This window comes from Leptolyngbya sp. NK1-12 (genome assembly GCF_032598965.1).
Lineage (GTDB): Bacteria > Cyanobacteriota > Cyanobacteriia > Elainellales > Elainellaceae > Elainella.
In genome coordinates this window covers 2715227-2728920 of sequence record NZ_CP053586.1, presented here as the reverse complement: position 1 = coordinate 2728920, position 13694 = coordinate 2715227, and the positions used below count along the sequence as shown (strand labels likewise).

The following is a 13694-nucleotide window of genomic DNA, read 5'->3' as shown; positions in this document are numbered from 1 at the left end:
AGCCTTTTTCAGGCTAGGGAAGTACGAAAAACGGGGTGCAGGAGCAGTGCCCCTGCGTGGGGGCGACGCCCCCACACCCCCTATACCTCACATGAGTGAAAAACGCTGTAAGTTCACAAGTTCATCTGAAGTTAAAAAAGAGGTTGATCTTATCCGTAGGTTCACGAACAAACAACTTGGGCAATTAGAGGATTGCACCAGATGATTACTCAACTCACGGTTTTAACTCGATGGAACGAGCCATTGAACGAGCTATCGAATTCTGCCTGAAGACAGATTTCAAACCCAAGAAATATCCATCGCCAGAGGGCCGCCACGACTATTGTGTGATCGATATCTTGATGAAGAAATCGCGATTGATTTTTTAACGAGTTACGCCATTATTACTGTTGAAATCACATCTCTATCAACAACCGAATACTGCTGATTTCTTAGGTTTTCTGTTGCTGAAAGAATTATAGTAGCAGAATCCACAGAGCGATCGTTTGTTGCCGCTAGTATTGCAAATTAGGACTGCAAGCTGGTATTGCGAACTGGCTCTGTTTAGAAATGTCCCAAGCTTGAGGGAAAGCACAAAACTGATTGGCTGAGCAGTTCGCTTGTTGGTAGAGATCTACCTTCACCGATTACTACGCCTATGTCAACTCAAATTGCCACCCGTGGACAAGCCGAACGTGCTTTGTCACAGCAGATTCAAGCCCTCTACCGTGACCAGTTAGGACACCGCCCTGGAAAAATTACCTGTCAACTATTCGACGAGAAATTAGCGATTGTGATCGAAGATTCGGTGACACAACCAGAGCAACTACTCGCCGAAGATGGCAACATCGAGCTAGCCGAGCAGGTCCGGGAAGACCTGGATAGCGCCATTCGCCCTCGCCTAAAATCTCTAATCGAAACGGTTTTACAGGTCAATGTGCTGGATTTACTCAGCGATGCCACGCTGGAGACAGGACGAACCGGCATGATTGTCGTACTAGAAGAGCCTCCTCCGGTTAGACCCTCCACGAGCCGAAAAGCTGCTAAGAAAGGGGGGCAGAATGACCCAAAATTCAGTGAGAAGGAAGAGTAGAAAGCAGAGTAAAGGCAAGACTATCCCAGTTCTCTGATTTAACTTTTGCCATTGGCAGCCCAGTTCTCACCAACTCCATCAACGCCCTAGGCAAATTTGTTAGAGGTTGTCTATTGCAGGGTAAAGGTTCATGACAGGAGCGAGGTATCAGCAGCTTGAACGCTCTTTAGCAGAACAAATCCAAGCATTCTATGCCGCTCAATTGGAACGGCAACCTCGTCAGGTGACCTGCCGGGTTTTTGCTAATAAGTTGGTCATTTTTCTAGAAGATGGCCTCACTTATCCAGAGCAATTGCTGCTGACGGCGGGTCGAGTCGAGCTGGTACAGCAAATCCGAGCGGGTTTAAGTGCAATTCTCCAGCCAAAGCTGCAAAGCTTGATTGAGCAGATCAGCAAAGTTGGAGTTGCAGAGGTTTTAATGACCACCCAACTTGAAACCGGATTGGTTAGCATCAGCGCTATCTTGACCCAACCTCTAGAGCAGGTTGAACAACCCTGAGCCAAGCAGCTGAGCAGGTGGCTCGAAATGAATCACTCACAAATACTGACGCACCAAGGCTTCTAGATCCTCAACCATGTAGGGCTTACTCAAATAAGCTGAAAATCCTTGATTGAGCAGCTCAGTTCGGTCTTCGCAGGACGCCAATCCCGTAACCGCAATCACAGGAATTGATCGAGTCTGGGCAGTTTGCTTCAGGAGTTGGAGCAGTTCAGTGCCGTGCATATCGGGCAGAATCACATCCAGTAAAATTAGGTCAGGCTGTCGCTCCTTCACAAAGGCTACAGCACTTTGTCCACTCGTTTTTCCAACAAACTCGCAATCTAGGAGTTCTAGAGCATAGCTTAGTAGAAAAAGATTGTCGTCATCGTCATCGACTGCTAGGACCAGCGATCGCTTAGCAGTCAATTGCTCTTCCGGGCTGCTCAAAGGCATCGGATGAGTAGTCATTGCCGAAACTCCAAAAAACTAGAACACCTAATTCCGTGGCTTCATCAAACGAGGCATTCTCCGGGCGGCCAATGACGCCTGAAATAGATTGGCTCGTATCAACTTTGAAGCGTTCAACCTTCTGCTCACTAGTTCTGTAGAACTCCCTCAACAGAAGCAGTAAGGAAAAAGTGAATCGCCAATCAAATTCAAATCATCACCAACTATGGATCCAAATCGATAGAGCGTAAATTCATCCTAACCCTGACCTATCTAAGCCAGGATGCTTAACTGGACTAAGTCAAATTACTTAAATTCAAAACCTCTTTAAAACAGCCTAACCAGATCTCTCACTCACCTACTAATCAGAACCCTTAACCCATTGACTGTCTGCAGGGAATTGTTGAGAGAATTTAATAATAATTTAATTATTTAACCCTACTCTGTCAATGCTAGACAATCGGGTTAAGTGTTATCTAACTTGACTTTCCATTCTAGTCTGCCATTTTTCTTTTAGGTGGCTGAACTCATTTAACTTAATGCAATTACACGCAACACCTAAAGAATCTTTATTCCCTGGCGTTGAGCGGATTGTTGAAGGGGATATAGTCCGGTGAGCACTTCAGAAAGGGATACTTCGATACTTTGTCAACAGCTTCTAAAGTAAAGGTAGGCTACTAGAATCTTTAGGAATTAAGTTACTACAGTTGGCGGAAGCAACCCAACAAACACAGCTTGAAAAGGAGCGCTCCAACAGTTAATTTAAAGGGCACGTCGAGTTTCGTAGGCAGTACAGGGAGAATCAGGTGGGTACTTTAGACACTGTACAACAGGAGCAGCTACGGGCGATTGGCAGCTATTTGAGCCAAGTTCGCCAGGAGCAAGAACGCTCTCTCGAAGACATCGCTGCTAAAACCTACATTCCTCTGCGACTTCTGAAAGCAATAGAAGCAGGGCAAGACCGACCGTTGCCAGAACCCGTCTTCATTCAAGGGTTTATTCGTCGCTACGCCGATGCCCTAGGGTTAGATGGAACGGACCTATCGCAACGATTTCCAGTCCATGTGACGCCCTTACCAGTCGTGACTGCGGTCAGCTCCAATCAAGAGCTACAAAGCGTCTCTGAAGCCAGCTATAGCCATACTCAGAGCGAGGATGAATTTCGCTCAGTTCGTTCGACTCGCCACTCACCCCGTTCAACCAACTTTTTGCCCTACATTGCAGCGGCAGCTCTGTTAGGGTTAGGCGGTATCGCTTTGGCAGTTGTGCGGGCTATTTCTTCGCGCCAGCCCGATGCTCCAACGCGCTCAGCTGTTGTTTTGCCATCCCAGCCACCGGTCAACGCCTCGCCTGAGACACCGACCCCAGCAGCATCGCCTTCACCCACCTCACCTACAGCAGTCTCGCCTGCCCCAACCTCACCACAGGCGCAGTCTTTGCCCACAGCCTCACCAAGCCCCAACAGCTCAAGTCTTACCACTTCTAGTTCTCCAAGGGCTGGTAGCTCATCGAATCCCAGCAGTACCAATGCCCCAGTCAACGTCAAGCTGAATTTAACAGATGAGTCTTGGGTACAGGTGATTGTAGATGGCGAGGTGAAAGCTGAAGCCGTGCTTCCCAGAGGCACGCAGCAGAGTTGGTCTGGCAACCGCGAGATTGTGATTTTGGCTGGCAATGCTGGCGCTGTTTCCGTCTCCCACAATGGGGGAACGGCCCAGAAAATGGGCGCCTTGGGCGATGTAACCGAAAAAACATTTACTGCAAAATCACCAACATCAGGTTCTGCTCCATCCACGAATTCAACAACTTCGACCAATTGAAAAACTGAGCTATCTGAGCTACTGAATTAATGCGTATCGGCAAACAGCCCAGTGCCTCGCAGCAGATCGAGAAAGGCAAAAACGGCAGGGGGCTGCAAAATATTGGCAACGGTGGCAGCTCCAATGATGCGCTCTAGCGGCACCGGCAGCGAACGCACCTCTACCCCAGCAGGAATCGGCAGGGCAGCTAGTCTGGGCAAAACGGCAGCTCCCAAACCCTGGGCTACCATACTGACAATGGTGGAATCCTCTTTGACTTCGTAGGCAACTTTGGGCGACTGGCCCCATTTGGCCCAGTGGTTGCGCACGGCAGAGGTGCATTCGGCATAGTTGTAGAGAATGAATGAGTACTGAGATAAGGCGGCCCAGGTCAATTGGGCTGGGATGGGTTGGGCAGAACGCGGCAACAGCACCACAAATTCATCTCTAGCAATTTCCCAGGTATCAAAATCTTCGGATGAGCGCGGTAGGGGCACCAAACCAAGATCAACCCGGCCTTCGCGCAACGCCTGCTCCACCCCAATCGGATCATCTTCCGTAATCGCCACATCAATTGCCGGAAAGCGCTGACAAAAGCGAGCAATCAGAGGCGGCAGCAGATGAGTCGCGGCACTGCGAAACGAGGCCACCCGCACTCGCCCGCCTTGCAAACCTTTGGCGATATTGATCTCATAGTCGATATTTTCTCGGGCTTCTAACATGATACGAGCGTGATGCAGTACCCGTTCTCCTACCAGGGTAGGATGCGCTCCAAAGCGGCCTCTTGTCAGCAGCGAGACACCCAGTTCCTCTTCCAGAGCAGCAATGGCACGACTCACCGCCGATTGAGAGATATCCAGCTTCAAGGCAGCTGTGGAAAAACTGCCGCATTCTACTACCATCCGTAAAATTTGCAGATGCTCAATGTTCATTTGATAGATCCATCTGGTTTTTGCATAGATGTGAGTCGGTATGGATTTTGATCCTGGCAAGTTGCTGCCGTTAGCCTAAAGAGACAGCGATTAAGTTTTGCAAAATTTTACGAACCAAACTGTCTAGTTTTAGACAACCGTAAGCACCATGTTTGAACTGATACCCTACGAAAAATTCCGCGATACGCCCAACGTCCGCTTCTTCGACATTACAATCTCCGATTCTAACGCCCGCGATCTCGTCTTCCACGATGGGCCTGCCGTTAGCCCCAACAACAGTTCAGAAGGTTACTGGCAGTTCTATTTGCATCCCAACCAGGAAGACAATTTGCTGGCCCTTTCTGGCGGACGCACGTTCTATCTAGTTAATTTTTCCTGGGAAACACCGTTTCATATCGTGCGTTTAGAAGCCAACGGCGATATCTTACGCATTCCTCCCGGCACGTTTCATCGGTCGGTATCCGATCCAAATGGCTCGCTGGTGCTGAATCAAGCCGTGCGCACGGCCAAAGCCAGCGTAGAAAGCGAATTCCGCGTTTACAACAGCTTCGAAATTCCGCGTTTATTCCATGTCACTTCTCAGGCAGCTCCCCCCCCGCGCCTGCACGGCATTCAATCCGCTAGACTGAGAGCGGCTTGAGTTGGAATTTGATCCTTGGCTCACCAACAAATTGCAGATCTGCATATTCGAGATCTATGGCCAGATGATTCAACAGCGATTCAGCAGGTAGCGACTCTGCTTGTGGATGCCTTCGGACATCTGGAAAGTGGTTGGCAAACTCTAGCCGACGCCATCGCCGAAGTCGAAGAATCGTTTGGGGCAGACCGAATTAGTCGTGTCGCAGTGCACACATCGGCACAGGCCGCGCAGCAGGTGGTCGGCTGGATTGGTGCTATCGAGCAATACAGAGGCCACACTTGGGAATTACATCCGCTGGTGGTACATGCCGCTTGGCGAGGGCACGGGATTGGTCACGCCTTAGTCAAGGATTTAGAGACACAGGTGCGGCAGCGGGGTGGTAGAACGCTTTACCTCGGTACCGATGATGAGGAGCATCGTACGAGTCTGGCTGGCGTGGATCTCTATCCCGATTTGTACGAGCAGATTGCCAAGATTCAAAACCTGGGCCACCATCCCTATGAGTTTTACCAGAAGCTGGGATTTGTAATTGTGGGTGTGATTCCCGACGCGAATGGCTGGGGCAAACCCGATATTTTGATGGCCAAGCGTCTGCGGTAGACTGGGGAATTGCTGAGCTAGAAACCGCTATGCCCCAAGTCACTCCCTACGGCTCCTGGAAATCTCCCATCACTTCGGACCTGATTGTGGCCGGCAGCGTTCGCTTGGGAGAGATCCGTCTCGATGGGACCGATATCTACTGGAGCGAAGGCCGACCGACCGAATCGGGCCGCAGTGTAGTGGTGCAATACAGCCAGGGCCAAACCATCGACGTGACGCCTGCACCCCTGAATGTGCGGACCCGCGTACACGAGTATGGCGGCGGAGCCTATCAAGTCGCGGATCGCGTCGTCTACTTCAGCAACTTTGCCGATCAGCGTCTGTATCGTCAGCCCATTGGCAGCGAGCCGGTCCCCCTGACGCCGGAAGCCGAGTTTCGCTATGCCGATGCTGTTGTCGATCAACCGCGCCAGCGCCTGATCTGCATTCGGGAAGACCATACAGCAGGCGGCCATGAGCCAATCAATACAGTCGTAGCAGTCGGGTTGGGTTCCCAATTGGATGCGGGACAAATTCTCGTTTCGGGCAGCGACTTTTACGCCTCGCCTCGCCTTAGTCCGGATGGGCGCCACCTCTGCTGGTTGAGCTGGAATCACCCCAACATGCCTTGGGACGGGACCGAGCTTTGGGTGGCTTCAATTCTGGCTGATGGCACCTTGGGCAGTGCCGTCAAAATTGCTGGCGGCTCCACTGAATCAGTCTTTCAGCCAGAATGGTCACCCGATGGCGTGCTGTACTTTGTCAGCGACCGCACCGACTGGTGGAATCTGTACCGCTGGAGTCCATCCCAGTCTGAAATTGAGCCAGTTTGCCCCAAGGCAGCCGAGTTTGGCTTACCTCAGTGGGTGTTCGACATGACCACCTACGGCTTTGAGTCGGCAGAGAGTTTGATCTGCACCTATATGGAAAATGGCGTCCAGCATTTGGCTCGGCTTCATACCAAGACGCTACAACTGAGCGAAATTGCAACACCCTATTCGGCCATTGGCGGCTTAAAGGTTGCCCCCGGATATGCGGTATTCATTGGCGGTTCAACAACTCGCCCCAGTGCCATTGTTCGCTTCGATTTGCAGACCAGAGAAACCCAAGAGTTGCGGCGCTCTAGTCACCTAGAAATTGACAGCGGCTACATCTCGGTTCCTGAATCCATCGAGTTCCCGACTGAAAACGGCCTAACAGCCTACGGCTTCTACTACGCGCCTAAAAACCAAGACTACACCGCACCCACCGACGAACGCCCTCCCCTACTCGTCAAAAGTCACGGTGGACCCACCGCAGCGACTTCGGCCAACTTCAGCCCCAGCATTCAGTACTGGACCAGTCGTGGCATTGCCGTGTTGGATGTGAATTATGGCGGCAGCACGGGTTACGGACGCACCTATCGTGAACGGTTGAAGCGACAATGGGGTATCGTTGACGTGGATGACTGCGTGAATGGCGCTAAATATCTGGTAGAACAAGGGCTAGTAGATAGCAATCGGCTCTGCATTGATGGCGGCAGTGCGGGCGGATACACCACGTTAGCAGCACTCACGTTTCGAGATGTATTTCGAGCGGGCGCCAGCTACTATGGCGTCAGTGATTTAGAAGCTCTGGCGCGGGATACGCACAAATTTGAATCCAAATATCTGGATGGCCTGATTGGTCAATATCCAGAAGAACTGCCGATTTATCAACAGCGCTCACCAATTCACCACGCCGATCAACTCAACTGCCCACTAATCTTCTTCCAAGGCGATGAAGACAAAATTGTGCCGCCTAATCAAGCCGAAATGATGGTCGAGATACTGCGTCAAAAGGGATTGCCGGTCACCTATGTCTTGTTTACCGGAGAGCAGCATGGTTTCCGTAAAGCCGAAAATATCAAACGCGCCCTCGATGGTGAACTGTATTTCTATGCGCGAGTATTTGGCTTTCAGCTAGCAGACGCCATCGAACCGCTGCTGATCGAAAATCTACCCGCCTAAGCCGATTTTTCTAGGGGCAGTACCCATTAGGGTTAAGTTAGATCTAGGGCCATGAATAGCTGGGAATACAGAAGACAGGAGTCAGAAGTCAGAAGTCAGAATATTGCTTGACTCCTGTAAGGCTAATTGAGCCAGTTGCTTAACAACGAACCTCTCTACCAAACTGGTTTTCTCCCTACCCCCTACCCCTCCCTTACAACCCTCCCAACCCCTATGCCTGCTGCGGTTTGTCTCCAAAATGTCCACAAGGTCTACAACAACGTCTCGGTTGTGGATGATTTGTCGTTAACCATTGAACCGGGCGAAATCTTTGGCTTGCTGGGACCCAACGGGGCTGGCAAATCCACCACGATTCGCATGGTCACAACTCTGACTCGTCCCACTCAGGGGGACATTGTTGTGGCTGGATATGATGTGCTGCGGCAACCGTTTGGTGTCAAGCAACAGATCGGCGTTGTCTTGCAGCAAACCAGTGTGGATATGGATCTGACCGTTTGGGAGAACATGGAATTTCATGGCCGGATGCATCACATTGCCAACTCACGCCGGCAGAAAGAAATCGACCGTTGGCTAGAGTATGTGGAGCTGCTCGACCGTCGTAACGACCTGGTTAAAACCCTGTCGGGCGGCATGAAACGCCGGTTACAGATCGCCAGAGCGCTGCTGCACCAACCACAGATTTTGTTTCTTGACGAACCCACGGTAGGACTCGATCCGCAAACGCGCCGCCGCCTCTGGGAAATCATCAAAGGCTTAAACCAGCAAGGCATGACGATTTTGCTCACCACTCACTATATGGAAGAAGTGGAATACCTGTGCAACCGCATCGGCATTATGGACAGCGGCAAGCTGATCGCCTTGGGCACACTAGCAGAACTGAGGCGGCAACATGGCGAAGGCTTAGTGATGAAACAAAATGGCGACCGCTGGGATTACACTTTTTTCCCGACAATGCAGGATGCTAAAGCCTTCCTAGAGCAACAGCCCGACAAAACCGGCATGATGCTGCGGCCTTCTAACCTAGAAGATATCTTCGTTGAGCTGACCGGACGGAACCTAGACTAACAAAACCTAGACTAATAACTCTTGAATTTAGTCCAGCCTTTATCGCGGCTCAAACAGCCCCACCTCAGTGCAAATTGCCTGTAGCGGACGGTCCCAGGGTTCAATCGGCAGACGCGGCAGTCGAGCAAATTCAAACACAATCCCAATGGTGGGAATCTGTCGCCAAGCCGGAGCGCTGAGCAGCCGGTCATAGAATCCGCCGCCATAGCCCAACCGATAGCCCCGCACATCGCAAGCTACCGCCGGTACCAAAATCAGATCCACTTCGCTGGCATTCAGCATCGGCGAATCAGGGTGGGGTTCGGGAATGCCGTAGATTCCGGTTTGCAGCGGCAGCGCCTCAGGCGACCAAAGATGCCAAGCGAGGGATTTACCAACACAGCGGGGCAATCCCCAGCGCCGATCATGCAAATGGTTCAGAAACAGAGCGTTCAGGTCCGGCTCCTGCCGAAAGCTGATATAGGCCAAAATCGTTCGGGCCTCAGCGAACCAAGCCATTTGCTGCAAATGGCCACAGAGGCGATTGCTTTTCTGCTGCCAGATTTCCTGCGGCATCGACTGGCGCGCTTTCAAAATCGAACGCCGCAACTGAGCTTTTTGACTGGCGCGCTGGTGCTCAGGCTGACGACCGGCTAGCGCAGTTGATTTGGTGTCTGGCTTGGTGTCTGAATTGGCGTCTGAATCAGTCTTTGCCCCTTGATCAGAATCGACCCCACTGCTCATACGCTGTGTGAATGCCCATATACTGAAACCTGTGCGGTTAAAGTGTAGCGCGTCTGAAGCAAAACCGGATTGCTAGAAAATCGCTTTTATATAGAACTTCATTTCGCTACCCAGCTTGGGTAAATGGGCTAATCCACCCTAGAATCAATAAGATTGACTCGTTAAAGGCAATGCGCAATGGCATTAAAACCAGGCGATTTAGCGCCCGACTTTAGTTTGCCGGATGCAAACGGGCAGCTTGTCAACCTCGCAGACTTTCGCGGCAAGCGGGTAATTCTCTATTTCTATCCGCGTGATAACACACCAGGATGCACTAAAGAAGCCTGCGGCTTTCGAGACGCCTATCCAGACTACCAAGCACAAGATGTAGTCATCTTAGGCATCAGTACCGACGACGCTAAAGCTCACACAAAATTCATTCAAAAGTTTAATCTTCCCTTTCCGCTGCTGTCCGATGCAGAAGGTCGGGTAGCCAGCGCCTATGATAGTTACGGATTGAAAAAATTCATGGGCAAGGAGTATATGGGAGTCAGCCGCAATACTTTTGTGATTGGGCCGGATGGCAGAATCGAGAAAATTTATCTCAAGGTCAAACCCGATCAGCATGCCGCCGAAATTCTGAACGATTTGGCTTCAGCCGCTTCAGGAACTTAGTTCAGCGATCACGATTCGATACAACCGTTTGGATCAGTGGCGAGGGGTTTATGCTTTTTAGTGCTTTAGGTTAACTGCATCCAATGCTTCAGTTCTGGCGACTTTTACAGGCAGCAATAGGCGTTATTTTTCGCCATCCGATTACCGGCACAAGCATTATTCCGGTCCTACCCGATGGAAGAATCGTGCTAGTGCAGCGGCGAGACAACGGGCGCTGGAGTTTACCCGGTGGCTTAGTCGAATGGGGGGAAGATATTTCTACCTCTGCTAAACGCGAACTAGCCGAAGAAACGGGCCTTAAGCTAATCAAAATTAACCGCCTCGTTGGTATCTACTCCGATCCCAACCGCGATCCGCGCTTTCATTCTATTTGTGTGGTGATCGAAGCCTTGGTTGAAGGAGAAATGCAGGTGCAAGACACCTTAGAAATCATGAACATCCGAGCCTTTTCCCTATCTGAAATTCCGCAGGGCGAACTCTCGCACGATCACGACCGCCAGCTTCAGGACTATTTGAGTGGGGCCACGGTTTTGGCTTAAACTCGGTCAACATGGCTGAGCGATAGGCCAGAAGTCCGATTGCGATCACTTTACTGCGATCACTTGCGAAAACTACGCGACTGGCAGCGATCGCAATGCCCACACTGCTTTAGCGCATCAGCCTGCTCAGCAAACCCAAAAGCCCTCAAAATAAATCTCCAGCGGCATTGGGTTGTCCTGAGATAGTGACTCATCTCTTCTGTTCCTTTGTTCTGCTGCAAGCCATGCGAAACAGTAGAGCGGCGAATGACATAGTGAAATGGGTCCAACCATTCGAGCTGTCCCATACTGTGGAGCAACGATAACGCAATCGCTCCATTGCTAAACTGGCGCGTCACCACCTCAACTTCTCCTTGGGCTGGCAGCCGTTGGATTAACTGTTGGGCCATCTGTCGCTGCTGGCGTTCCTGGTTGCGGAAAAATTGCAGTCGCTGTTGATCGGTAGGATCGAGCCAGCCGCTGGGTTCACTGATGATCGACAGAGCTTTAGCTGGCTTACCATCCCGTCCGGCGCGGCCTACTTCTTGCACATACTCGGAAAGCAACAGCGGCGCGTGGAAGTGCACCACCCAGCGCACATCGGGTTTGTTAATGCCCATGCCAAATGCCGAGGTACAGACCACAAATGCCAGTGAACCGTTCAGCCAAGCCGTTTCAATCTGCCGCCGCTGGTCAGGACTGAGTCCAGCATGATAGGCTGCCGTTGCCCACCCCTGTTGAGCCAACCAGATTGCTAAGGTTTCACTGTCGCGCCGCGTTCGCACATAGACCAATCCGGCCCCACCCGCCTGCTGAATGAATTGCCTGAGCTGCTGCCGTCGGCCTCTGGGAGTCCAAACCATTTGGACTGAGAGGTGGAGATTGGGCCGATAGGGGCTGTTGAGAAAAACTTGGGGCTGTTGTAGTGCCAGCACGTTACAAATAATTTGTTGAGCCTGGGGATCGGCAGTGGCGGTAAACGCGGCAAGCGCCATTTTTGCACCCATGGGTTTGGTTTGCAGGAGAGCAGAGCGGACCGCTCCCAAGCGCCGATAGGCAGGCCGAAACATGTCCCCCCACTGCACTAAGCAATGCGCTTCATCCAGAATCAACCCATTGATCGCTAAATCGGGCTGACTCAAGCGCTGCCACACCGGCAAACTCAACAAGGTTTCTGGAGAGAGGTATAAAAGCCGCAGTTGCTGCCGTTCTAGCGACCCCAGAATTTTACGGCGCTGGTGAGTTGGCAATTCGCTGTGCAGCAAGGCCGCCGGCAAATGGCGCTTTTGTAATTCGTGAACCTGATTCTCCATCAGCGCCACCAAGGGAGAAACCACGAGAGTTAAGCCCGTTTCTAGCAGAGCCGGCAACTGAAAACAAATCGACTTGCCGCCGCCAGTCGGCATCACCACTAGGGCATCCTGTTTGGCAAGTAGGGCACGGACAATTTCACCTTGGGGAGGCCGAAACGCCGCATAGCCCCAAATCCGCTGTAGCTCAGCGCAAATTCGTTGCCACTGGTCCTGATCCAACTGCTGCATGGCTGTATTTCGAAGCAAGGGAGTTCAAAACAACTGCCCTCAGATTTCCCATTGCCATAGAGAACTAGCACTGCGATGGAAACCCTGTATGTTGTTCGTATGTCGTTCAAATACCAAAATTTGGAATACCTCAAACAGATACAGCGAGAAATGTCTCCATAAAGCTGAATAAACCGAAAGAAATTAAGGTTTTCCTAATAATCACCAATGACCAGCACTGTTTTATTGAAAATTCACCCAACCGCTTTAGGAAGGAAGCATCATAGCTATAGAAGGTGAGCGAGATGAGACGTGCGCCTCTCTCCCACTTTTGCGATCAGATTTTGCAATCTTGCGATCTAGAGTTGCCAATTTAGCCAAGTTCAATGTTTCCACTCTGGCAACCTATTGCGGCTAATCAAACCCGTCGCGCCTACCCCTTTACCTTCACAACGTTCCTCATGCCGTTACGATTCATCTCAGAGATTGCTCATCGGTTGGGCTACCAAATTACTAAACAGTCCTCCTCGGCTCCCGATTTTCCTGCTATTGAACTCCCCTTTATCGACCTGCTGCACCTGATCGTGCAGGATTATCGCCAGCACCAACCCGACCTTTTCGTCGTCCAAATTGGTGCCCATGATGGCTCCTCCGCTGATCCCGTCTCTCAACTGATTCGTAAGTACCACTGGCGCGGCATTCTAGTCGAACCGCAGCCTTATACCTTCAAAACCCTGCAAGCCAATTATCAGGACCAGCCGCAGCTAATTTTTGAAAATGCGGTAATCAGCGACCACGATGGTACGGCAGCGTTTTACACAATTCGACAGGGTATAGCCGACCTACCATTTTGGCTGTCTCAGTCGGCCAGCTTGAGCAGAGAGGCTGTGTGGGGTGCCCTCTACTACTGGCGCAATGTCAAGCAATTGGACACCATTCCAGAAGACCTTGATTCCATGATTCAAGAGACTCCCCTACCAGCTCTGACCATTCAATCGCTGCTGGCCAAACACCAGGTCGCACAGGTGGATTTGCTGGTCCTCGACACAATGGGATTTGATTTCGAGATTCTCAAGATGATGCCATTTGACTACATCAAGCCAGCAATTATTCACTTTGAGCACAGTTTTCTCAGCCCTGCCGACCAGCAAGCCTGCTTTCAGTTTTTAGCTCAACAAGGCTACAGTTTGGCCAAAGTAGCAGTGGACACGATTGCCTACCTCCATGCTCCTACCCGCCATTGGTCAGTATCCAACTGGTAAAGCAGTCGTAAAAT

At 51.2% G+C, this 13694-nt stretch carries 14 protein-coding genes; 10 read left to right on the top strand and 4 right to left on the bottom strand.

Annotated elements, in window-relative coordinates; genetic code table 11:
* Positions 1-637: 637 nt before the first annotated feature.
* Positions 638-1072: a DUF2294 domain-containing protein gene (locus tag HJG54_RS11470; RefSeq protein ID WP_316435076.1), complete on the top strand. Its 435-nt coding sequence runs from the start codon at positions 638-640 to the stop codon at positions 1070-1072.
* A gap of 130 nt (positions 1073-1202) precedes the next feature.
* Complete coding sequence (locus tag HJG54_RS11465) at positions 1203-1571, top strand: Na-translocating system protein MpsC family protein (protein ID WP_316435075.1); 369 nt, start codon at positions 1203-1205, stop codon at positions 1569-1571.
* Between the two features lie 36 nt (positions 1572-1607).
* Here the strand turns inward: HJG54_RS11465 and HJG54_RS11460 are convergent, their stop codons facing one another.
* Positions 1608-2021, bottom strand: coding sequence for a response regulator (locus HJG54_RS11460; protein ID WP_316435073.1), 414 nt, complete (start codon positions 2019-2021; stop codon positions 1608-1610).
* A 785-nt stretch (positions 2022-2806) separates the two neighbouring features.
* Here HJG54_RS11460 and HJG54_RS11455 point away from each other — a divergent pair.
* The gene (locus tag HJG54_RS11455; protein WP_316435072.1) at positions 2807-3820 is read left to right on the top strand and encodes a helix-turn-helix domain-containing protein; all 1014 of its coding nucleotides are present in this window, start codon (positions 2807-2809) and stop codon (positions 3818-3820) included.
* Positions 3821-3846: 26 nt separating this feature from the next.
* Here the strand turns inward: HJG54_RS11455 and HJG54_RS11450 are convergent, their stop codons facing one another.
* Positions 3847-4731 carry a LysR family transcriptional regulator gene (locus HJG54_RS11450; RefSeq protein ID WP_036004855.1) on the bottom strand — a complete coding sequence of 295 codons (885 nt, stop codon included), beginning with the start codon at positions 4729-4731 and terminating at the stop codon, positions 3847-3849.
* Positions 4732-4879: 148 nt separating this feature from the next.
* Here HJG54_RS11450 and HJG54_RS11445 point away from each other — a divergent pair, with 148 nt between their 5' ends.
* The 4 genes from HJG54_RS11445 (at position 4880) to HJG54_RS11430 (ending at position 9003) form a co-directional block, all read left to right on the top strand.
* A complete protein-coding gene (locus tag HJG54_RS11445; protein ID WP_316435069.1) occupies positions 4880-5371 on the top strand; it encodes a redox protein in 492 nt (163 codons plus the stop codon).
* Positions 5372-5386: 15 nt separating this feature from the next.
* Positions 5387-5971: a GNAT family N-acetyltransferase gene (locus HJG54_RS11440; RefSeq protein ID WP_316435067.1), complete on the top strand. Its 585-nt coding sequence runs from the start codon at positions 5387-5389 to the stop codon at positions 5969-5971.
* A 29-nt stretch (positions 5972-6000) separates the two neighbouring features.
* Entirely contained in the window at positions 6001-7938 is a 1938-nt protein-coding gene (locus HJG54_RS11435; protein WP_316435065.1) for a S9 family peptidase, read from the top strand.
* A gap of 213 nt (positions 7939-8151) precedes the next feature.
* On the top strand, positions 8152-9003 hold the full coding sequence (locus HJG54_RS11430) for an ABC transporter ATP-binding protein (RefSeq protein ID WP_316435063.1): 852 nt from the start codon (positions 8152-8154) through the stop codon (positions 9001-9003).
* Between the two features lie 39 nt (positions 9004-9042).
* Here the strand turns inward: HJG54_RS11430 and HJG54_RS11425 are convergent, their stop codons facing one another.
* Positions 9043-9726: a 5-formyltetrahydrofolate cyclo-ligase gene (locus HJG54_RS11425; protein ID WP_316435061.1), complete on the bottom strand. Its 684-nt coding sequence runs from the start codon at positions 9724-9726 to the stop codon at positions 9043-9045.
* Between the two features lie 177 nt (positions 9727-9903).
* Here HJG54_RS11425 and bcp point away from each other — a divergent pair, with 177 nt between their 5' ends.
* Positions 9904-10380, top strand: coding sequence for a thioredoxin-dependent thiol peroxidase (gene bcp / locus HJG54_RS11420; protein WP_316435059.1), 477 nt, complete (start codon positions 9904-9906; stop codon positions 10378-10380).
* Between the two features lie 83 nt (positions 10381-10463).
* A complete protein-coding gene (locus HJG54_RS11415) occupies positions 10464-10919 on the top strand; it encodes an NUDIX domain-containing protein (RefSeq protein WP_036004842.1) in 456 nt (151 codons plus the stop codon).
* 59 nt (positions 10920-10978) lie between these two features.
* On the opposite strand, the gene HJG54_RS11410 is transcribed toward HJG54_RS11415, so the two are convergent.
* The gene (locus tag HJG54_RS11410) at positions 10979-12439 is read right to left on the bottom strand and encodes a RecQ family ATP-dependent DNA helicase (protein ID WP_316435054.1); all 1461 of its coding nucleotides are present in this window, start codon (positions 12437-12439) and stop codon (positions 10979-10981) included.
* A gap of 365 nt (positions 12440-12804) precedes the next feature.
* Between HJG54_RS11410 and HJG54_RS11405 the strand changes: the two genes are divergently transcribed.
* On the top strand, positions 12805-13680 hold the full coding sequence (locus tag HJG54_RS11405) for an FkbM family methyltransferase (protein ID WP_316435052.1): 876 nt from the start codon (positions 12805-12807) through the stop codon (positions 13678-13680).
* Positions 13681-13694 lie beyond the last annotated feature (14 nt).

Excerpts from the sequence above, each read along its gene's own strand:
- HJG54_RS11470 (WP_316435076.1), top strand. The coding sequence starts at position 638 with ATGTCAACTCAAATTGCCACCCGTGGACAAGCCGAACGTGCTTTGTCA.
- HJG54_RS11465 (WP_316435075.1), top strand. The coding sequence starts at position 1,203 with ATGACAGGAGCGAGGTATCAGCAGCTTGAACGCTCTTTAGCAGAACAA.
- HJG54_RS11460 (WP_316435073.1), bottom strand. The coding sequence starts at position 2,021 with ATGACTACTCATCCGATGCCTTTGAGCAGCCCGGAAGAGCAATTGACT.
- HJG54_RS11450 (WP_036004855.1), bottom strand. The coding sequence starts at position 4,731 with ATGAACATTGAGCATCTGCAAATTTTACGGATGGTAGTAGAATGCGGC.
- HJG54_RS11445 (WP_316435069.1), top strand. The coding sequence starts at position 4,880 with ATGTTTGAACTGATACCCTACGAAAAATTCCGCGATACGCCCAACGTC.
- HJG54_RS11435 (WP_316435065.1), top strand. The coding sequence starts at position 6,001 with ATGCCCCAAGTCACTCCCTACGGCTCCTGGAAATCTCCCATCACTTCG.
- HJG54_RS11430 (WP_316435063.1), top strand. The coding sequence starts at position 8,152 with ATGCCTGCTGCGGTTTGTCTCCAAAATGTCCACAAGGTCTACAACAAC.
- HJG54_RS11425 (WP_316435061.1), bottom strand. The coding sequence starts at position 9,726 with ATGAGCAGTGGGGTCGATTCTGATCAAGGGGCAAAGACTGATTCAGAC.
- bcp (WP_316435059.1), top strand. The coding sequence starts at position 9,904 with ATGGCATTAAAACCAGGCGATTTAGCGCCCGACTTTAGTTTGCCGGAT.
- HJG54_RS11415 (WP_036004842.1), top strand. The coding sequence starts at position 10,464 with ATGCTTCAGTTCTGGCGACTTTTACAGGCAGCAATAGGCGTTATTTTT.
- HJG54_RS11410 (WP_316435054.1), bottom strand. The coding sequence starts at position 12,439 with ATGCAGCAGTTGGATCAGGACCAGTGGCAACGAATTTGCGCTGAGCTA.
- HJG54_RS11405 (WP_316435052.1), top strand. The coding sequence starts at position 12,805 with ATGTTTCCACTCTGGCAACCTATTGCGGCTAATCAAACCCGTCGCGCC.